Origin of the sequence: Pontibacter vulgaris, assembly GCF_022758145.1 — a bacterium.
Lineage (GTDB): Bacteria > Bacteroidota > Bacteroidia > Cytophagales > Hymenobacteraceae > Pontibacter > Pontibacter vulgaris.
In genome coordinates, this window is sequence record NZ_JAJVDH010000003.1 from 97268 (window position 1) to 118559 (window position 21292).

18 protein-coding genes are annotated in these 21292 nt (G+C 46.0%); 8 read left to right on the top strand and 10 right to left on the bottom strand.

The window, feature by feature from the left end; genetic code table 11:
* Positions 1-10 precede the first annotated feature (10 nt).
* Positions 11-1009, top strand: coding sequence for a hypothetical protein (locus LWP20_RS05825; protein ID WP_242927185.1), 999 nt, complete (start codon positions 11-13; stop codon positions 1007-1009).
* Between the two features lie 52 nt (positions 1010-1061).
* Here LWP20_RS05825 and LWP20_RS05830 read toward each other — a convergent pair whose 3' ends face one another.
* The 10 genes from LWP20_RS05830 to LWP20_RS05875 form a co-directional block, all read right to left on the bottom strand.
* Positions 1062-1772: an SIMPL domain-containing protein gene (locus LWP20_RS05830; protein ID WP_242927186.1), complete on the bottom strand. Its 711-nt coding sequence runs from the start codon at positions 1770-1772 to the stop codon at positions 1062-1064.
* A 218-nt stretch (positions 1773-1990) separates the two neighbouring features.
* Positions 1991-3133 carry a DEAD/DEAH box helicase gene (locus tag LWP20_RS05835; protein WP_242927187.1) on the bottom strand — a complete coding sequence of 381 codons (1143 nt, stop codon included), beginning with the start codon at positions 3131-3133 and terminating at the stop codon, positions 1991-1993.
* Between the two features lie 128 nt (positions 3134-3261).
* On the bottom strand, positions 3262-3924 hold the full coding sequence (locus tag LWP20_RS05840) for an OmpA family protein (RefSeq protein ID WP_242927188.1): 663 nt from the start codon (positions 3922-3924) through the stop codon (positions 3262-3264).
* Between the two features lie 9 nt (positions 3925-3933).
* Complete coding sequence (locus LWP20_RS05845) at positions 3934-5694, bottom strand: hypothetical protein (RefSeq protein ID WP_242927189.1); 1761 nt, start codon at positions 5692-5694, stop codon at positions 3934-3936.
* Positions 5695-5702: 8 nt separating this feature from the next.
* The gene (locus LWP20_RS05850) at positions 5703-6557 is read right to left on the bottom strand and encodes a hypothetical protein (RefSeq protein WP_242927190.1); all 855 of its coding nucleotides are present in this window, start codon (positions 6555-6557) and stop codon (positions 5703-5705) included.
* Between the two features lie 128 nt (positions 6558-6685).
* Positions 6686-10150: an acetate and sugar kinases/Hsc70/actin family protein gene (locus LWP20_RS05855; protein WP_242927191.1), complete on the bottom strand. Its 3465-nt coding sequence runs from the start codon at positions 10148-10150 to the stop codon at positions 6686-6688.
* A 110-nt stretch (positions 10151-10260) separates the two neighbouring features.
* Positions 10261-11712: a hypothetical protein gene (locus LWP20_RS05860; protein WP_242927192.1), complete on the bottom strand. Its 1452-nt coding sequence runs from the start codon at positions 11710-11712 to the stop codon at positions 10261-10263.
* A 2-nt stretch (positions 11713-11714) separates the two neighbouring features.
* Positions 11715-12128 carry a hypothetical protein gene (locus LWP20_RS05865; RefSeq protein WP_242927193.1) on the bottom strand — a complete coding sequence of 138 codons (414 nt, stop codon included), beginning with the start codon at positions 12126-12128 and terminating at the stop codon, positions 11715-11717.
* 5 nt (positions 12129-12133) lie between these two features.
* On the bottom strand, positions 12134-13504 hold the full coding sequence (locus LWP20_RS05870) for a hypothetical protein (protein ID WP_242927194.1): 1371 nt from the start codon (positions 13502-13504) through the stop codon (positions 12134-12136).
* A 402-nt stretch (positions 13505-13906) separates the two neighbouring features.
* Entirely contained in the window at positions 13907-14767 is an 861-nt protein-coding gene (locus LWP20_RS05875) for an MBL fold metallo-hydrolase (protein ID WP_242927195.1), read from the bottom strand.
* Positions 14768-14945: 178 nt separating this feature from the next.
* Between LWP20_RS05875 and LWP20_RS05880 the strand changes: the two genes are divergently transcribed.
* The 7 genes from LWP20_RS05880 to LWP20_RS05910 all read left to right on the top strand — a co-directional run bounded on the left by LWP20_RS05880 (position 14946) and on the right by LWP20_RS05910 (position 21260).
* A complete protein-coding gene (locus LWP20_RS05880; protein ID WP_242927196.1) occupies positions 14946-15494 on the top strand; it encodes a GreA/GreB family elongation factor in 549 nt (182 codons plus the stop codon).
* 99 nt (positions 15495-15593) lie between these two features.
* Positions 15594-16091: a YciE/YciF ferroxidase family protein gene (locus tag LWP20_RS05885; RefSeq protein ID WP_242927197.1), complete on the top strand. Its 498-nt coding sequence runs from the start codon at positions 15594-15596 to the stop codon at positions 16089-16091.
* 264 nt (positions 16092-16355) lie between these two features.
* Positions 16356-16892 carry a YceI family protein gene (locus tag LWP20_RS05890; RefSeq protein WP_242927198.1) on the top strand — a complete coding sequence of 179 codons (537 nt, stop codon included), beginning with the start codon at positions 16356-16358 and terminating at the stop codon, positions 16890-16892.
* 71 nt (positions 16893-16963) lie between these two features.
* On the top strand, positions 16964-17665 hold the full coding sequence (locus LWP20_RS05895; RefSeq protein WP_242927199.1) for a DsbA family oxidoreductase: 702 nt from the start codon (positions 16964-16966) through the stop codon (positions 17663-17665).
* A gap of 271 nt (positions 17666-17936) precedes the next feature.
* The gene (locus LWP20_RS05900; RefSeq protein WP_242927200.1) at positions 17937-18794 is read left to right on the top strand and encodes a restriction endonuclease; all 858 of its coding nucleotides are present in this window, start codon (positions 17937-17939) and stop codon (positions 18792-18794) included.
* Between the two features lie 76 nt (positions 18795-18870).
* Positions 18871-20385, top strand: coding sequence for a thymidine phosphorylase family protein (locus LWP20_RS05905; RefSeq protein ID WP_242927201.1), 1515 nt, complete (start codon positions 18871-18873; stop codon positions 20383-20385).
* Complete coding sequence (locus LWP20_RS05910) at positions 20382-21260, top strand: ribose-phosphate pyrophosphokinase (protein WP_242927202.1); 879 nt, start codon at positions 20382-20384, stop codon at positions 21258-21260. Before LWP20_RS05905 ends, LWP20_RS05910 begins: the two co-directional genes overlap by 4 nt.
* Positions 21261-21292: the final 32 nt, after the last annotated feature.

Consider the following 21292-nt stretch of genomic DNA (forward strand, 5'->3'; position numbering starts at 1 on the left):
AGAAGTATAAATGACGGATTTGAAACTATACGACCCGTTCGAGAAAATGCAGTTCAGCGATGACTTCTGCTTCTTGTGCGGTACAACTATAACTAACGAGCAACGCACCCCTGTATTTGCCGGCTGGTTGCAACAGAAGTATAACTTACAAAACAAAGAACTTCTTTTACTGGATAAGAGCGTTACTACTTTCAGCGAGCTTACCATTCCTTGCTGCGATAATTGCCATACTTCCCATATTATTCCGCTGGAGAACGAAGTAGAACAGGCCGCAGAAAAAGGCTTGGCAGGTTTGCAGGCATTAGAAAAACAAAAGCTTTTTCAGTGGATCGGCAAAATGTATTACGGCACCCTGGTTACAGAGCTCATAAAAGAAGCAGACCCATTGATCAGGCCGGAATATGCGGTGAGCGAGAACCCGAAAATGCTGGGCAAATTCAGGTCGTTTTTCCAGGTATTGCAATCGCTGCGGGTGCCTATGGTTTTTTCCGATTTCATACCAAGTTCGCTGTTTCTGCTGGAGGTTAACCCTGCTGAAGACGAACTCCCTTTCGAGTACCAGGACGAGCTTACCACCATGGCTTTCAGCATTAAACTTGGACCGGTGGTTATAGTTTGTACCCTGCTCGATAATGGCATTATAAGCAGGGCACTTGGCCGCATGTACCGCCTTACGCAAGGGCAGCAACTGCACCCGATACAGGTTGCCGAATTTAAAGCCCGCGCTTTTTATGCCGCCTATATTTTTAACGTAGTGCCTGAGTATTTTATCCGCCCCGTTAAGCCTGAAGACGACCACCTGGTTATAGACTCTATTATTGATGATGTAACAAACGAGGTGTTTAACCCCTGGGAAGTTACCGCCTATGCTCACATGCTCGAAGAAATGCTGAAACCGTGGAATATCCGGGAAAAGGAAATTTTGCAGAATCCGCAGCAGACGATAAGTTTCCTGGTAGATGATTCGGGAGCTTTTAAAAGTATAGATAAGCTTGAACTGAAGAAATAAAAAAGGCCTCCCGCAACATTTGCAGGAGGCCTTTCATTTTATACTTCTGTTTTTATTCTATTATAAAGCTTACCGTAACATTAGAAGTAACAACAAATTCGCCGCCGGCTATACTTGGCTCGCTGGCCCCGCTCATTTCAGCATCCATTACCATAGCTGATTTATACATTGGTCTTGGGCCACCGCCATACGTGTTTTCATTTATAGAGTAAACCCGCCCTACTTTAGCACCAAGTTCTGAGGTTAAGGCATTTGCTCTCTGTTTAGCATCTGCTACGGCACGCTTGCGGGCTTCCGCTTTGTGTTTCTCCAGATCGGCCACTCTGAAAGAGATGCCATCCACACGGTTAACGCCAACACCGTAAAGCCCCGAAAGTATCTCATCAAATTTATTTAATTTCTTGATAACTACCGCCATGGTTTTCTGGGCCATGTAAAAATCAGGGGAAGCTTTGCCATAGTCGCCGCCGGTGTAAATTGGCTGCACGCTCATGTATGACGTCTGGATATTCTTTGCTTCAACGCCCTGCTTTTTAAGGTAAGAGATAATTGCAGCCGCTTTAGCATCTGTTTGCTTGCGGGCTACGTCTAAGGATTTGTCGCGCATTTCTACCCCAAAGTTCAGGAGTACTTCATCGGGTTGCAGTTTAACTTCGCCTACGCCGGTAACATTAATGAGCGGAGGCATCATCTGCTGCTGGGCATGTACTTGCAGGGCTGCCATTAGAAACAGCATCAGGGCAAATAAACTCGTCTTTTTCATAATTTCAGTTTTTTGGTAGATGTATAGAATTAGTAGTAAGTATAAAACGGAATTCGAAAAGCTGACGCAAGTATAGCATCAACCTATATAGTTCAGGAGTTATCAAATCTTGTACCACAATTTTAAATTCCGGTAACTGAAGTATAACCACAATGGGCATTGCCACTAGAGCCCTGAAATGTATTATTTATACTTACTGGCGTTTTTAACATTACGGATTAGTAACCAGCCAGATCCAGTTGGTCGGTTGGCTCCATAGGCACGCGACGGCCCATTTTTTTCTGAATGATCTTGAAATGGTGTGCTTCTTCCGGGCTGATCAATGAAATGGCCTGCCCGGATGCTTCGGCCCGACCTGTTCTGCCTATCCGGTGCACATAATCTTTTGGCGAGCGTGGCAATTCGTAGTTAATTACGTAAGGCAAAAATTTGATATCGATACCACGCGAGGCCAGGTCAGTAGCAACAAGTACACGGAGCTTACCTGCCTTAAATTTGGTAAGGGCATCGGTTCTGGCGCCCTGGCTCTTATCGCCATGAAAAGCTGCCGCCTGAATGCCACGCTTCAGCAGTTTGCCCACAATGTTATCGGCCGTTCTGATGGAAGAAGCAAAAACCAATACCTGCTGCATATCGCTTTCCTTGAGTAAATACCGCAGGAACGGGCCTTTTTTCGCTGCATCAACCTGGTAGGCTATCTGGTTGATCAGTTCTGGTACGGAGGCCTCCTCTTCTATCTGAATTTTTAACGGACTGATCAGCAGCTTATCGGCAAAAGCTTCTACATCGCCGCCAAGCGTAGCGGTAAAAAGCGCGTTCTGTCGTTTTTCCGGCAACAGTGCTAAAATCTTATCAACTTCTTCTTTAAAACCTAAACTCAGAATTTTATCAGCCTCATCCAGCACCAGTATTTCAACACCAGACAGCTGCACTGCATTTTGTGAAACCAGATCGAGAAGCCTGCCCGGCGTTGCAATCAAGACATCGGTCCCGCTCATTTGCATCATCTGCGGATTTATAGAAACGCCACCATATACGGCCAGAGACTTTACCTTCTGAGGTAACTTAGCGCCGAATTCATGAAATACCCCCTGTATTTGAACAGCCAGCTCTCGTGTTGGCACCAGTATTAGCGATTTTACACGTCGGCCGGTTCTGGCAGTCTTGTGTTGAAGTAGTTGCAGAATTGGAAGCGCAAAACTGGCTGTTTTACCGGAACCCGTCTGGGCAATGCCAATAATATCTTTGCCTTGCAGGAAAGCAGGTATGGCCGCTTGCTGAATCGGGTAAGGCTGTGTGTAATTCTGTTCTTTAATAGCTCTTACCAAAGATTCTGATAAACCAAGTGCCGAAAATGCCATGCTGTTCCTGTAAATAAAGTATGATGTGAGTTACTAAAATGTAAAGGTACAACATAAAGTGCACTTGCGGGGAGTAGGTGCACCGAGGCGTTCCTTATACCTTAAAGTATAAAGTATAAACCGGATTTTTACCGATCCTGAATGGGAGCTGTTATAGTGCCTACCTTTGGTAGTATCTGTATAACGAAGCGGCGGTCCCGGATATCGCCTGTACGGCCTGCTCCTTCGAAACCGCTTCCGGCAGCAACCAGTTCTATCCTGTCTTTGGGGAATTTTATACCTGAGTTTTGCCAGAACTTCATCAGCGCCAAGGCTCTTTGGTAGCTTAGTTGCAAAGCATATTCACGTTGTGCAACGTTTCGGGGGTCGCCAGCCGGGAAACTGGCTGCCCGGCCGTCAATAACGATCAGGTATTTTACATCTTTATCCTTAACCGAATTTACAACCTGGCTTAGGTTTTCGCCGGCGCGGCGCAAGGGGGCAAGCGAGCGTTGCGGTATTACGGCGCTGCTTTGCTCAAACAGCACATCTACCAGCAGTTCGTGGCGTTTATACTTCTCGTTGTACTGGAAATATTTATCGTCGAGCCTGGAAAGGGCAGCTTTTATTTCATCCAGCTTTTTCTTTTCTCTAACCTCTACCTGCAATTTGGCCAGCATATTCCGGTTTTCAATGTCCTTATCCTGAAAGCGCTTAAAGCTCAGTATAAAAAGCACCAGCATAACCAGGAACAGCACCGTCATCAGGTCTACGTAACTGGGCCAGAAGAAATCCCTGCTTTCCTTGCTCATAGGTATAGGTTATCTCCTGGTGTTCTGGCTGCCACTAAACACTTTCCTGAAGGCTGCCTTTAAAGGTCCCGGCTCCATACTTTTCATCATCAACGCGTTTAATGTTTGCAACTGGTTGAGTAGTTGCTGCTGTACCACCGAGTCTGTTTCTATCTTTTGCAGCAAGCGCTCATTCGTATTTTTAATTTCACCGGCGAGTTGCTGCTGGTCTGTGTTTAACTTCTCTTGTTGCTGGTTCAGATTCTGGAAAGGCTGCATGTAATCCAGTATACGCTGGTAAATGTTGTCTTCGTTCAGCCTTCTGAAGTGCTCCTGCCATTTCTCATAGGCATTCTGCGCATCGCGTTCCTGGTGCTGTAAGCGTGCCTCCATCAGGTCTGTCAGTTTTAGGGCAGCTTTATCAAAATACTGCTCCACACGTGCGGCAATATTATCCAGGTCCTGCTCGTGACGGCCAAAAAAGTCAACCTGCTTTTGTATAGATTCATCGTGTTTCTGCAAATAACCCGGCACTTTATCTAAACCTTCCTGCAGGCCAACCAAGCGGCTTAATACCTGCTCGATATTATGTGTCAGCTCACCGCCTTTCCGCACCGATTCGTTCAGCGCTACCTGGTAATTCATAAAGTTCTGGAACAGTTGCTCGCTTTCTTTCAACTTATCAAACACCTGCAAATTGGCATTGGCCATCTGCGTGAACCCGATCTCATCCAGCTTCTGTATAAATTCCTTTTGTATGCGGATGTTCTCCGACAGTGAATCAACTATAGGCCGGAAACCTAATACTTTGTCCAGGAAATCTTTGTTAAATGAATCGAGCACCGACTTCAAGTTGCCCAGGCTGGCTGCCATATCGGAATTGAGTTTTGGCAGCAAATGTGTTTGCAGGAAAGTATAATAGCCGTTCTTGTTTCTGTCGCGAGTACTTCGTGCGTTTTTCAGGGCGTTATTGCCCAGCAACGTAAGCAGCAAACCCAGAAAACTACCTGACATGGCAATGAGCACACCAAACAGAAAAGAAGGAATATTCTGATCCGTGATAAAAGCACCAGTAGCTGCGCCTGTTTCATCTGTTCCCACACCCGACCAGATCAGGCTGGAAAGGCCAATGATAACGCCGGAAAAAGTACCCAGCAAACCTACATACAGCGGCGTAGCAATGGTGGATTGCACCTCATTATCCATTGCTTCAGCGTAGCGCTCCGATACATCTTTCAGTATCTCGAAATCGGCTGCTGCACCCTTGTTGCGTTTCAGATATTCATTTGTGTTCCGGATAATGCTTCCGAAAGTTTCCGACGGATTGCGCACTTCAATCACATCGATCGTACCTGTTCCTTTACCACCTGTTGCAGCTGAACTTACCAGCGCATCCGGGTCGCCTTCAACCAGGTAAATATTTCCGCCGGTAAATAGTTTTTCGAACTTATCTGTGGCTATACTGTAACTGGCAACCGGACCGCCCTTCGCCTCTATCTGCAGTACGCCATTTTCAGAAGAAACAACTTTTTTAATAACCGGGTTGGAAGGAGTATATTCCCTGAAGGGTTTGCCCGAAATAAGCGCAGCCCATACTTGTCCGGCAGGTTTTGCTTCGGCAGGCTTTATACTTCCATCGCTTAAAAGCTGCTCCCGTACTTCTAACTGATCTTCGGAAGGATATAGGTCGGCTATACTTTCTATCTTGCGCTTATTGCCTTTGTAAACATACAGTTGGTAGCCAAGTATAGCCAGTACTAAAACAGCTTCAAAAATAAATATACCTTCCATGCAGGGGTTTATCTGAAATCAATTCTTGCTTTTTCTTGGATCTTCCAGCCGTTGTTCACTTTGGTGAGTACGCCATCGCCCTGCAACACTACTTTACTAACCATTCTGTTTGAAGGTTTTTCGAAAGCGAATGCATTTTCCAGTCTGTCTATACCTTGCGAGATCACAAAAGCATGGTTACCCGAAAGGTTAAAACGATAACCCGTCATGTTGCTGCCATCAGCCGGCAAATCTACTTCTATGTAGCTATCCGAATCGGGGCGTTGTTGTAACTGGTGTAACCTGATCACACCATCTTCCGGAATGATCGCATATCTTTTACCAGAGTCTTCAACAGGTTGCTGAGACTGAGACACGATATTTCCGGAGGCCTGTTGTTCAAGTTCGGCTAACAGATCTCCTCCGGCAACCTCCAGGTTTACAGCACTCGCAACTCTTGGCTCCTGCCCTATTTCCTCATACCTGTTTGTTTCCATCGGCTCGTTGCGTCGTCGGTTTTCCTTTTTCTTTTTAAATTGCTGTGGTTGCTCCTGCCGGGGTTGTTGTTCAGGTTGCGGCTGTTGTGGGCGTTGCTGTTGAAGTTGCTGGGGTTGTTGTCTTTCACGCTGTTTATGCCGCTGCTCCTGCTGCGGTTGTTCCTGGCGCGGCTGGTTTCTTGGTGCCGGCTCATTAATGGCAACCGGTTTGTTTCCTCTGCCAGCTGCACCTTCCAATTTCCTAATTTTAGCCTCCTGGTAGTTTATCTTATCCTTCAGATCCTCGATTCTTTTTACCAGGATACGATGGGAACTACTGGCCCGTAGAAAAGCAAAACCTGCCCCGATAAGCGCTATTATACTTATAATGACTGCGATTGTAACCATTTATCAATGATGTTTATACTTAATAAGAAGTAATATTATCTTAAATCAGAACCTGCTTTCATGTATAAAATCAATCACCCTAACTATAGTTGAGAATGGTTGATTTTATACTTCTGAGTTCATGTACTTTATGAGATAGCACTTACCTGCGCCTGTTGCTTGTACAGTTCCTTAGACAGCAAGTATAGCGACTGCTTCAGCGGCATGAAGAACATGGTCTCGTGCAGCTGCTCGCGATCTGTCAGGCCACGAACCGTATCTTCCAGCACCATGGTATAGCTATCCTGCAGGTTCATACGCATAAAATCCAGCACACGTATTGGGTCCACTTCCACGCCCATCGTGCGCATCAGCGGCGAAATATCCGGATCGTCCAGTAGCATGGTCAGGCAGTTCATCACGTTGTCCATCACTTCCTGTCTTAGCTGACCTGTGATCTGCGTTTTGGTTACCGGAGTTAGCGCGTCTGCCATGTTAGCTGAACCGGTCGGCTTCATGATCGGGATGTTGGTCAGGTCGTTCAGGTCTGTTCCTTCCAGAGCCATCGCACCACCGTTAGCAGTAACCTGCTTCGGATTATCTACAAGCACCAGTTTGAAGTTAGCCGGCGGCTCCTGCCCTGTTACTTTATGGAAAATAGCTTTGGCATAGCGCTCCACATTCGACAGGTTATTACCTGCACTCAGCAGCTTGATGTATAAACTACCACGACCACTAAACGAAATGTAGCGCGGCACTTTCACGTTCAACTGCTGCACCAGCTGCGCCAAATGATACATAATAGCACCAAAATGCAGGTAGAACATGAGTCGTAATTGGCGCGCCTGCAGTAGCTGCGAACTATAGTTTAACTCTTTATCATAACTGAACAGTAAAGCGCTGATATCGGCTGAATTAAAGTCCGGGTTATCAAGTGCAGTTTCCAGGAACTTGCGATACTCGCGCCCTTCTTCGGTAAGCGGAATACGCAACACGTGGTCCACGCCATACTGAAGCAGGCCATTGTCTTTACTGGTTTTTACAGTAGCAAACCCATCGCCCCACAGGTCGTTACCGGCAAAACGGAAGGATGAACTGTGCGAAGGTCTGCGGTTGGTGAACAACAGCACATCGGTTGTTCCGCCGCCAATGTCCACGTTTATCAGGTTCTCGTCCTGGCTCGGCACCACGGCACCTGTTCTGGACAGGAAATAGAATGGCGCTACTGATTCGGTTATACAAACCGTAGTTCGCCCGTTTTTAAAGACGTTGTTATAAACGGTATCCCACACGTTCTGGAACATGTTACGGGAATATTCATCAAAGCTCAGCGGTGCAAACCATACGATCTTAGTGCTTGCCACATTGCCGTTGTTCAACACTACTTTGTTTTTGATAAGCAGCATGATTTCGGTGAAGAACGCTTCGATACGACGCTTACCGGTATTGGTCAGCGTTTCGCTCCACTTCAGGTCGGTGTGGTAGGTTTGCTTGTACTGGTCCTGGTGCGTGCCTTCAGTGTTGATCGAGAAGCCAATGTTGATGTTGCCGAACAGGTTGGTTATCTGGTTCTCGAAGTCGATAGACTCACAGGTAGCCGTACGGGTCGGGAAGTTATACAAGGAGCCACCGGAGCCGATAATCAAAGGTATAAATTCGCGCTTCAGCAAGGTTTCTACGGCAAACAATCTACCAAATCCACGTTTATGGAAACGCTGGTAATCCGTTAGCGCAGGATCTTCGGAAGGCTTGTTAAGCATGACCAGTTGCTGGTCGTTGGCTGTAATGGAGAACTCACGCGGCGGCTGGTTCGAGCCCGAAGTATAAGCAATGTGCGTGTTTGAAGTTCCGAAGTCTATGGCAAAGGTGAAGTTATGAATGCCCTGCTGCTTCTCTTCGAACTTCGGTACGATCAGCGCTTTGCCCACAAAATCTAGTCCGGCATGGGTAAACTCCGCCACATCGAAGTGCGTGCCACGGATCTCGTAGTAAGTACTGCCAGCGCTGCTGTTGCTTTTCTTGGTGCGCTTGTGGGCTGTAGCTGAAATAATACCGCCACCGGCTTCCAGTTGCTTGCCACCTACAAAGAAATTGAGCGAATGGTTCTTGTTAACTAGCAGGGGATCAATGTCCTCGTCTACCAGCATTACTTTGTAAAAGTCGTTGTACTGCACCGCATCGGTGAACTTGTAAAACGGGAACACACCCAAGCCAATTCTGGATTTCAGGATATGGCCTTTCTCCGGAATCACGTTGCCGTGTGCGTCTTTCGAGTTCAGCGGGTTGTCGTAATAACTGCGCTCATACACCACGTTTCCTTTCTCTGTTGGCACGTTCAGGGTTACCCGCACATGGTTCACATCGATGTGGAAGGTCAGGTGGTTGGCCAGGTCTTCCGGCGTGAAAAACTGGAAGTATAAACTCGTGATCGGTAGCAGATAGTTAAATGACTTATCCGTTACGCCCGGCTGATAAACAACTGTGCCGCTGTAGAAACGGTCTGTGTTTACTTCGTAAGGCACCTGCACCAGCGTTTCCTGCAGCAGGTCGTTGATAGTTAAATATGGGTAGTTGAAGCCTACTCCCGGAAGTGAACGGTTCTCCAGTGGTTTTTCATCGTAATAACCTACCACCGTATTTACCGGCCACGCAAGGTTGTTTACATACTTGATGTTGGGTGCCAGTCGCAATTCAGGCTTCAGTACGATTGGTCGCTCGCCTGCAAAACCGGTATGGGTTGGGCGAATGAACAGATCGCTGCTCGTAACGGCTGTCTGGTCTTTCTTTACCAAAAAGTTCAGGTGGCCGACATGCACCGGGTTCTGCTGGAAATCTACCAGTTGCAGATATTCAGAAGCAATGGCATTCTGCCCTACATTACCGGCCATATTAATCTTGCGCAGCAGGTTCTCATCCAATGAATTATACACCGCCGGAAATGCCTGGATCATGGCAGGGTTGGATACAAACAGCTTGTGCACATACTCCCTAAAATCCTGTTCGCGATCCTCCAGCGACACATAGTTATGATCGAAATAGGTACCGATGTTTTGCGCACGGTTTATACTTAGCGGCTGCACATTCGGAGCCACAAACAGGAAGGTTAGTGGTGATGTACCGCCAATCAGTTGCATGTGTCGGTCGCCACGTGGTGTGGTCGATTCGAAGAAGATCAGGAAAATATCATCAATGCCCTGGAAGCGGCTGTCGTTCATGAACAACTCAAGTGTGCGGCCCAGCAAGCTCGTGTTCGGATTCGACTGCATGGCACCCAATTGCTGGTGCTTGTTCCAGCGGCGGATGATGATTTTGTTGCCAGCTTGCGCGTAACTCTGGTGGTTATAGAGCAATTCCCATAAATCCCAGAAATGCGTCACAAACTTGTGGTAAACAGTATTGGTATTGTTGCCTGCCACACCGCGCTTCACAAAATCGAAAGCGGTCTCGAACAGGTGCATTCGGGCAAACGGCGTAGGTATGGAGGCATTTATTTTAAGGGCTCTGCCACCGGCACCATCGGTAATATCTTTGATCTCGGTGCTTGTGATCTGGCTGGTTTTGGCCCAGCCTTCCACGTTTGATCCGGTTTTATGTAGACGAAGTACTTTCGGCATGTTTGTTTCAGTTTGATTAAGTATTGTTTGCCTTTTATGGCGCGAGCGTCTTCGCTCGTGACTAACTATAGCTGGGCTTCTGGCCCTTTAATCACATTTATACTTTATACTTAGCTATACTTTAGTTTTTCTTCCACCAGGTTTTTGGTCGCAGTTTCGAAGGCTTTTATAGTTGCCTTGAAAGCATCGCGGTCAGAAATGGATTCGGAAGCGCGGTTTAGCTCTTTCACGAAAGATCCCTGGTGAATCCCTTTGTTCAGGAAGCCGGTCTCTATCTGCTTATCCGATACCATGCGGTTGAAGTCTGTTTCGTTCAGGTTAAGCGCAGCAAAGGTTCTCTCCTTACGACCCAACTCACGCAACCACGACTGGTAACCAAACTCCGGGTTTGCTAAGAATTTATTCAGTTCTTTAAACACAGGTTCGTTACGGATAGCGCCTGTCAGGTCTACACCTTTCGCATAAGCAGCCTGTTCGTCGCCGGGTAAGTGTGTGGTGTAGTAGCGCTCGAAGTAATGGAAACGGATCAGTTGTTTGGCAATACGGTCACGGGTCTCACTATCGAGGTGCGAGAACTGTACATTACTTACATCTTCGCGCAGGCCATACTCGTGGTATACTTCGTTGCCCGAAAGCTCATTATCCGAGTAATCCATGAAATCAACTATAGCCAACGCGCTGAGTAATTCTACCAGGTGCGCGTCGTTTTTCTGGCTGGCACGGCCTGGGTTATTCTCCATCGGCTTGTCCGGGTTATCACCCATATAGTAGACTGCATTAACACCATTCAGGTGGTTCTGGTAATAGGAAAGCGCGTCTTTTGCCTTTGTGGTGAAAGTATTAGAATCGATAAAATCTGCTTCTACGCCCGCAGCCGGCTGCTCCAAAGAGAAGTATGGCAACACTACCATTGCGCCTGTCAGTGCTGTATTCAGGCTGGCAGCATTTGGCAAGGTGGTGCGGCTATCTTTAAAGTTTTTAAGCAGCAGCGGGAAACCAGCTGCACCTGTACCACCGAAGATCGAACTCACAAAGAAGATACGGTCGCCGGGCTGAAAGTTCGACGCGAAGAACCGCATTTCAGGAGAATCGATGATCTCGTTCAGCACTACGCTGCCCACGTTCGGGCTACCACGGAAACCCACATCGAGGCTGTTGTTCAGGTTCTCGGGGGTAAACAAAAGGTCGATCAATGCCTGGCTTTCGATATCTAATTGGTTGTAGCCTACATGGTCTTTAAACGGCTTGTTGATCCCACCGAAATCATACACAAAACTGTCTCTAATTTTAGCAGTGCCATCGCCGGCTATACTTGAGAGTGTGCTGATATCCGCGTGGAAGAAACCTTCGTCGCGGCGGCCTAATGCGTCGTGGATGTGCTTGTAAGTTTTAAGCAGCTCCACGGTGCGGTTCATGTCACCGTTCTGGGTGTCGGGGTCGATGATGATGGGTACTATTTTATCACAGTTCTGAATTTTGACACCTGCGGCCATCAGCATGACCAGCGAACGGATCACGCGGGAACCGGTGCCACCTATTCCGAATACAAAAAGCTTTGCCATAGTTATTTTTTATTGGGCCATTTCATAGGGGTTGTCCATGCCTGCACGGATCCCCTTTTGAGTAGTATAGAGAAAACGAAGAAAAGGATGATACTGTATATCACGTTCACAAAAGCGAACATATAAGTATAAGAGTGGGTCTCAATTTCGTTGCCATTTACCTGCGAGATTGGTATAATAAACGCAATGATGGCGTTCAGAATCAGGAACATGACCCAGTGGCGCGGCTTGTACAAACCAGTGCTCATAGCGCGGTTCAATACATAATAATAGATGATCACGATTGCCAGTGTAATGATGAACAGCATCAGCCCGGTGTTCGGGAAAACGACTTCACGGTAATCGTTGGTGAAGTTTGCGGGGATCGGCCGGCCTAAAAACAGTTCGTAAAGTCCGGAGAAAAACTTTTGTATCATGGGTGTTAGTCTGCTTTGTTAAATTGTATGGTTGCATTAAAAACGAAGTCGCTCTGGTCGCGGTAAAGTGCCTGAACGCCATCAATTATCTTGGTTAACTGGTATGTCTTTTTCGGAGCCGCCGCCGGGTTGTTATCATTGTCGGTAGACCAGCTCGTGATCCAAGTTGGTGTAACCTGCGGCAATTGCACGGAGATGGTACCGGAGTTGGCTGTAAGTTCTGGCACACGTATGCGTACAAAATGGCTATACTTAGCCAGGTCAGGTGTGGCTTTTATACTTTCGTCGGCGGCTGTAACCGAAACTATAGTTGGCCTGCTGCCTGTACTGGTTACTTTCAGATTCTTTTTCAGGTAATCTATACTTTGCATCGACATTGGCAGCCCGCTCAGGTCAAAGCCAATTGTAAATTCTACCGGCTCTTTCTTCTCCGGCTGCAGGTTAACCGAAGTACATGGGTCTGCATTTCGGCTGCTGCAGTATACTACGCCGGCTGGTTTAAACTGCTTCTCTTTCAGCAAGGCTGAAAAAGGTATAGACTTATACTCAAAGCCGAAGTATGCCTGCTGGGCCGGAAGGTTACGGAGTACTTTATTGGTTACCACCTGCACTTCCTGCTGCTTGCCTATCACCCAGATATAATACGGAATCTCCTCACCGTTCAGGGTTCTACGTAGCTCCGGTTTCTTTACAGCCGGATGGTAAGTGCCATAAAACGGGGATGAATTGGCAAGTATAGCAATGGCCAGTCCCTGGTGTTCGGCCTCTCTCAGGCTGCTCCTGATATCCGAATCTAAAGAAATAAACTGCCCCTGGTCGCGCGGGTCCGGGCCATGTATAAAATCTGAAATGATGACACTTACTGCCCCCTGCTCAATTGACTTATTTAAAGCCGATTGTAATAAAGACGGAAGCGGAGTGCCACGCACATCATCTTTGATACCACTAACGATATAACTTTTCATGGTATTGTACGACACGCTATCCAGCACCGGGCGGCTTTGAGCATCTTCTTTCGCCAGGTAAAATCCTTTGTTGGCCACATAGCGCCCGTCCTGCACTTCAGAGATCAGTTTGTTGAGGTTGTTCTGGAACGTAGTGGCTTCTTTACCCGCTGCAGGTGTTGGCATAAAGCCTTTCATGCCATTCGAGATCTCCAGGTATACATTCACGTTCACTTTGGACGGAGCAGTAGTTTCTGCCGGTGTTGTAGTTGCCGGGGCTTTTGTGGTTTCAGCAGGTTTTTCAACTTGTGCCGGTGTAGTAGTTGGTTCGGTTTCTTCGTTGCCAGACTGCTTTTTAAAGCAAGCGGTTAAGGCAAATAGCACGAGGAGTAGTAGCAAACAGGAGCTACGCACAAACTTTTTTAGAAGCATGCATTTTATATTTATTAGCCGTTCGGCAATACTATGAAAACGTAAATAAGGTTTTAGAGCACAAAACGTGCCTTAAAAAAGAGATAAAACTATTTGCACCGCCCCTCCTGAATTAAGATACTACCAATGCGGCTTACTTATATGCAACTAAATGATGCTTTAACGGCAGTAGCCAGCAAATAGTATACGCACATGGGACCGGAAAAGAAGAAGCTATTGCACTTTTTCTTATACTTTGTACTGTACATAGAGGTCACCAAAGTATAAACTCAGTTATACTTCAGGAAGAGATGCAAAATTTGCTGTTACCAGAATGGATCAGCCGATGGCCAGATACAGGAATTACCTGATGTAAGATATATTACCGGGAAATGGGAGAAGTATAAACTGCTAAAGAATTGATTAAAAAAACAGGCTCAGCTGCTGGTCTTTGGCTTCTGTCTTTACAGCTTTTGGTTTAAAGCTAACCAGTATTTCGTCTGATTGTGATTCTTCGGAACAGCTCAAAGTATAAACAGGAGTTTCTTTGTAGCGTGATGCCACTACAACTTTGGTACCTGCTGCATACTTTGTAAAGAGTTCTTCTACCAGATTCGGACAGTTATTATCTTTGGAGAGGTGCGATAAAAACACATGACTCATGAAGTCAGGCTTATACGTTTCGAAAACTGCCAATGCCTGCTTGTTTGACAAGTGCCCCTTACCCCCACTGATGCGTCTTTTCAGATGGTATGGGTAATAACCGTTTTGCAGCATTTCATCATCATAATTAGCCTCCAAAAAAGCTGCATGGCACTGCTGGAAATAATGAATAAGCTGTTCGCAGGGCGCGCCTATATCTGTGAAAACACCAATTTTCAGGTTTTTATAAGCAACTACAAAACTATGCGGATCGGCAGCATCATGCAGCTTCGGGAAAGCTGTTACTGTAAGCCCGCCAACTTCTATCGGCTCATGCGCCTCAAAAGGAATCAGGATCAGGTTACCAAAATCCATGCGGGCATATTGTGCCGTGTAGTCTGTAATAAACACCGGCAAGCGGTACTTTTTAGCCAGCACCGGAATGCCCCGGATATGGTCAGAATGCTCATGCGACACAAAAATAGCCCGCACTTTGTGCATCGACAGTCCCAAGCGCGCCATGCGTTGTTCTGTTTCGCGGCAAGATAAACCTGCATCCACTAAAATTGCCTCACGGTCGTTGCCGATGTAGTAGCAGTTACCGTTGCTTCCAGAATTAAGGGATGTGATGTACAATTGCATATTTTACAAAGAAACCTGATTCAGAACTCTTAATCAACTTCTTATAGTTCAAAAATTAAAAAGTATAAAACTTGCTCTTAATAGAAGTATGATATAACTCAGCAACTTACCATAAAAACTTTATGCTTCTTTATAGCCTGCCGCTAACCCCGTTCTTTTGCCTCCGTTAAAAACAACTATGAGCAGAGCATTTGTTAAAGAAGATGATGCGGGACAACCGCCGATTATACCTCCGCGGGCAGCATTGCCACCGGGCACACCTAATTATGTTACCCCGCGTGGCCTGGAACTGCTACGCAACGAAATGAGCGAGCTGGAAGCTGAGCGTACCCGCACAGAGGCTAACCGAGAAGACGAAGCAGATCGTACACGCCAGTTAACCATCCTTAATGGCAGGATCAGCGCCTTGAATGCAAGATTGGCAAACGCCAAAGTTGTAGATCCGCAGATTCAGCCACAGGATGAAGTACGTTTTGGAGCAAAAGTCACATTGAAAACACTCAGCGGAGGCAAACCAGGCACGTTACGTACTTTTACCATTGTAGGCGTAGACGAAGCCTCTGTAGCAGACGGGCTTATAGCTTTTGTTGCGCCTATTGCAAGAGCTGTAACCGGCTTACATGTAGGGCAAACAGCCAGTCTGAAATTAGGTCGTAATGAAGAACAAGTGGAGGTAATAGAAATATCCTATGGCAATTTTAAAAGCCAGTCTGGCAGAGCAGCTTAGTAAAATACATGGCTTTTTATACTTGAGAACCGATCCGGGTGGGCATATCTGCGTATAGGCTAAGCACAATACAAATACATAACTATAGAAATTTAAGCTATGAGCAAATTAAAGAGCCTGGAAGAGCTATTCCTCCATGAACTGAAAGATCTATACAGCGCTGAAAAGCAATTACTGGAAGCTTTACCTAAAATGGCCAAAAAAGCAGCCGACCCAAAACTGAAGCAGGCTTTTGAAATGCACCTGGAAGAAACCAAAGTCCAGAAAGAGCGCATCGAAAAAGTATGCGAGTTGATGGGCATTAGCCCGGGCCGCATGAAATGCAAAGCCATGGAAGGCCTGATCGAAGAAGGCGAAGACATGATAGACGAAGATGCTACGCCAGAAACAAAAGATGCCGGCCTGATCGCTTCCGCACAACGCATCGAGCATTACGAAATTTCCGGTTACGGCACAGCAGCCCACTTTGCAGAACGTTTAGGCCACAAAGAGGCGGCCCAATTACTGAACGAAACACTTAAGGAAGAGCAAAACGCCGACACTAAGCTTAACAAGCTGGCGAAAAGCTTCATCAACCCGAAAGCGATGGAGAAATAAACCTCCTAAAATTCTTTTTTAACAAAAGCCGCCTGCACATGTATGCGGCTTTTGTTTTTTATACATTTTCAGCTTGTTAATCAGTCATTTACAAAACATCCATACCTATTCCCATTTATACTTTATACCCGCTACTCCAGCTCAACTTTAATATCAATTTCTGGTAAAAGGAAACATTTATGCAATTTTAAATGTATATACATTAAATGTTTGTACATTTGTAAATCGTAAATCAGAATTAAACAAAATTAAAGTATACATACCATGGCAGAGTTAACAAAATGGGTAATAGACCCGATGCATAGCGAAATTCAGTTTAAAGTAAAACACCTGATGATTACTACTGTGACAGGTTATTTCAAGACATTTAACCTGGAAGTAGAAACCGAAGGCGATGACTTTACAACGGCTTCACGCATTGAGTTTACAGCAGATATAGACTCTATTTACACCAATAACGAACAGCGCGACACGCACCTTAAATCAGCAGACTTTTTTGATGCGGAAAACCACTCGCAGCTTGTATTTACAGGTACTAAGTATGAGCAGGCCGGCGATGCTTATAAACTGTATGGCGAGTTAAACATCAGAGGCGTGAAGAAACCTGTTACCCTGAATGTAGAATTTGGTGGCACTGTAGTAGACCCTTACGGACAAACAAAAGCAGGTTTTACGGTTGATGGCAAAATCAGCAGAAAAGAATTCGGGCTGACCTGGAATGCCGTAACCGAAGCCGGAAGCGTAGTAGTAAGCGATGAGATCAGACTGCATTGCGAAGTGCAGTTAGTGAAGCAGGCCTAAGCACCAGTTTTAGCTGCAATCCGTTTAAAAAAATAGCAGTTTATTGCAGTAACTAATTTGAGTTGAGCGAAATGAGTAAGAAAAAAATAAAAATAGACGTTGTTTCCGACATTAATTGCCCCTGGTGCTACATTGGCGAACAACGCTTGAAAAGCGCTATGGCAGCTGCCGGCAGCAACTATGATTTTGAAGTATACTTCAAGCCTTTCGAACTGAACCCGAATATTCCGCAGGAAGGCCAGAGCAAAGAGGAATACTTTACCAACAGCTACGGGCCTGCAATTCTGAGCCAGCTTGGCGACATGAACAAGCGCATGACCGAAACAGGAAGAGCAGAAGGCATCGAGTTTAATTTCGACAAAGCCACCAGTCTGAGCAATACATTTAACGGCCACAGGCTTATCTGGCTTGCCGACCAATATGGTGTGCAGGAAAAAGTGGTAAATGCGCTTTTTGTAAGTAATTTTACAGAAGGCGATAACGTGAACGATATTGCTTTGCTTAAGGAAACCGGTATTGCCAACGGTATACCAGCTGAAAAGCTGGAAGGCTTTTTCGAAAGCGAAGAAGGTAAAAAGGAAGTTCGCGAAATGGAAGCCTGGGCGCAGCAAGCCGGAATAAAAGGCGTTCCTGCTTTTATCTTCAACGAAAAGTACCTGGTGAGCGGCGCACAGCCAGCCGCTACTTTTTTAGAGGTATTTCCGCAAGCGGCCCCGGCATTTGAGGAAATTAAAGCCGAAGGCGGTTCCTGCGATATTAACGGTAACTGCTAACAGCAAAACTTTATAGTTTAATAACTGGATTAAAAAGCTGCCTGAGTAGAATTCAGGCAGCTTTTTCTTTTTATACTTCTGTCTGACCATAGTATAACCTAAAATTCAAGAGCTTTTCTATCTGTAAATTCTTAAAGAATACGTAAGATATTCCTGTGTAATACAGCAACTTGACTTTTATAGCAAACCTATACTTCGCTTCAATATTGAAAGTATAAACAAAAGCTGCGGGCAAGTATAAATACATCTCTGGCTGTGTTAAAACTATACTATGGCTGATTCAAGAGAACAACTTGATGTTACAAAATCTTCTGGCGAAAAAGTCCCCTTTTCGGTTCATAAGCTAAGTTCCTCCTTGCGCAGGTCTGGCGCCAATGCTGCTATGGTGCAGGAAGTGCTGCGGCAACTTGAGCCCACGTTGTATGAAGGGATTCCCACCAAAAGAATTTATCGCCAGGCTTTTAGTATACTTAAGTCACTTTCTAAGCCAACGGCAGCCCGCTATAGTTTAAAACAAGGCATTATGCAACTGGGCCCTTCGGGGTTTCCGTTCGAAAAATTTGTTGCCGAAATATTGAAAGTTCAAGGCTATGCCACACGTATTGGTGTGTTCGTAGACGGGCATTGTAACCGCCACGAAATTGATATAATTGCTGTTAAAGACGGTTTCACACACATGATCGAGTGCAAGTTTCATAACCTGAGCGGCATTAAAAGCGATGTCAAGATACCGATGTATATTCAGTCGAGGTTTAAGGATATAGAGAAAGTACAGCTGTCGGAAGAAGAATTTGAAGTGCGTTTTCACAAAAGTTGGGTCGTAACAAATACCCGCTTCACCGATGATGCTGTGCGGTATGGCAACTGCATGAAAATGCAGCTGATGGGTTGGGACTATCCTGCCAATGGCAGCCTGAAAGATTTTGTAAACTCATTTGAACTATATCCGCTTACCTGCCTCACCTCGCTTACGCATACAGAAAAACAGCAACTTCTTGAGCAGCGCCTGGTGCTTTGCAAAGAGCTGCTGCATAACAAACAATTACTGCTACTGGCCGGCATCAAGCAAAACCGGTTAGAGAACATTCTGAAAGAAGTCAGGAATCTTTGCGGCCACAGCGAAGTATAAACCTGTTTTTATACTTATCAGCTATCTTTTTTACTTCACTCTCGCGCAAAATCGTTTAAGTACCAAAGTGTAAAGTATGCCAGAGCAATACAGCAATATCCTTAAGCTTCGTAAATTAGGGATAGACACCCACAGCGAGAACATCATATTTGTGCGATTCGACTCACAGATTTGTCGCTCCGAAGGCTTTACAGCAAGCACCCGCGTTGTTGTTAGTTTTGAAGGCAGAAGTATAATTGCGACTCTGAACGTGATCACATCGGGTTTGCTGCAGGATGGTGAGGCCTCTCTCTCTGAGTATGCATTTGAGCGCTTGAAGGCGCGCGAAGGCGATCTGATAACGGTTGTTCACCTGCGTCCAATACTTTCTTTCAGTGATGTGCGGGCCAAAATGTTCGACAAAAAATTTAACGAGCATGCACTGCAATCTATTATTTCGGACATCACAAAAGGCTATTACTCCCACATCGAAATTGCAGCGTTTGTAACGGTTTGTTCCGGCGATAACCTGGCCCTGGACGAAGTTATTTACCTGACAAAGGCCATGATAAATTCCGGCTCTATGCTAAGCTGGCCAAAACCGCTGATCATAGATAAACATTGTGTTGGCGGGCTGCCGGGCAACCGCACAACCCCTATCATTGTACCCATTATTGCTGCTGCCGGACTCACGATACCCAAAACTTCATCAAGAGCTATTACCTCCCCGGCCGGAACCGCCGATGTGATCGAAACCATGACCCCTGTTGATTTAACCTTAGAACAGATTCAGGATGTGGTAAGAAAAGAAGGCGGATGTATGGTTTGGGGTGGCGCAGTTAAAATAAGCCCTGCCGATGACATTATTATTTACGTTGAAAAGGCGCTTGACGTAGACAGTGCAGGGCAGATGATAGCGTCTGTGTTATCTAAAAAAGCAGCTGCCGGCTCTACTCATACTATAATCGATATTCCGGTTGGCGATACGGCTAAAGTGCGAACTAAAGAAGAAGCGTTCCTGCTTGAGTATTACTTCCGTGCAGTTGGCTTATCTATCGGCCTTGAGGTTGAGGTGCTCATTACTGATGGCTCTCAGCCTGTTGGTCGAGGCATTGGCCCAGCCCTGGAAGCCCAGGATGTACTGGCTGTTCTTCGCAACGAGCCCAATGCGCCACCAGACCTGCGGAACCGTGCTTTAAAACTGGCGGGTTTGATGCTGGAAATTGCAAATGTCGCTCCAAAAGGCAATGGTATAATACAGGCACAACAGCTGTTGGAGAGCGGCGAGGCATTAGCTAAGTTTTACAGGATCTGCGATGCACAAGGTGGCTTTAAGGAACCTGTACATGCCCGACTTTACCATCATGTGCCTGCCATGAGCAACGGCATCGTAACAAAAATTGATAACCGCAGGTTGGCGAAAATTGCCAAGCTGGCAGGTGCGCCAAAATCGCCGGGATCCGGCATTCATTTTAAAGCTCCTATCGGAAGCCGTGTTCAGCTGGGCCAGCCATTATTTACTATTTATTCCGAGTCGCAGGGCGAGCTTAATTATGCTTTAAGCTTTCTGAACAGCACTAACGATGTTATTCAAATTGATTCTGAAAGATGAAGAAAGTCTTCTTTTCATTGCCAGGAAACGAAACGTTAACGCAATCGTTGGCGGCTATACTTGGTGCAGAACTTGGCGAAACCGAGATCCGGCATTTCCCGGATGGCGAATCCTATGTACGTGTGCTATCTGATGTGAAAGCAAAATCTGTTGTACTGGTCTGCACACTCCATCACCCGGATACTAAATTCCTGCCTTTATACTTGCTGGCACAAACGCTACGTGAGCAGGGCACAACTGATATTTGTTTGGTTGCGCCCTACCTGGCTTACATGCGCCAGGATAAACAGTTTAAACAAGGCGAAGCTGTCACGTCCCGCTACTTTGCCCGACTCATCGAAAGTATAGCTGACAGCCTCATTACCATAGATCCTCATCTGCACCGCTTTCATACTATAAGTGAGCTTTATACTATACCTGCACGCGCCTTGCATGCGGCACCGCTCCTGGCCAGTTGGGTGCAACAGCATGTATCCAAACCTATACTTATAGGCCCCGACGAAGAAAGTATGCAATGGGTAAAAGAAGTGGCCATACTAGCCGGCGCCCCTTATCTGGTACTACATAAAACGCGCCTTGGCGATGAAAACGTGCAGGTTTCGCAACCACAATTAGCAGCTTATACTAACCATACGCCCGTACTGGTAGACGATATTATTTCTACTGCGCATACCATGATTGAAACCATACAGCATCTTAAACAGCTTACAATTCAGAAGCCTGTATGTATCGGTGTGCATGCTGTTTTTGCAGGAGGAGCTTACGAAAATCTGGTGCAGGCTGGCGCAGCAGCAATTGTAACCTGCAACACCATCCCACATTTTTCAAATGCAATTTCTGTAGATAAGCTGCTGGCCGAAGCTATACTTATTTAGTTTAAAGAGACTTAAGAAAATTAAAAGTATAA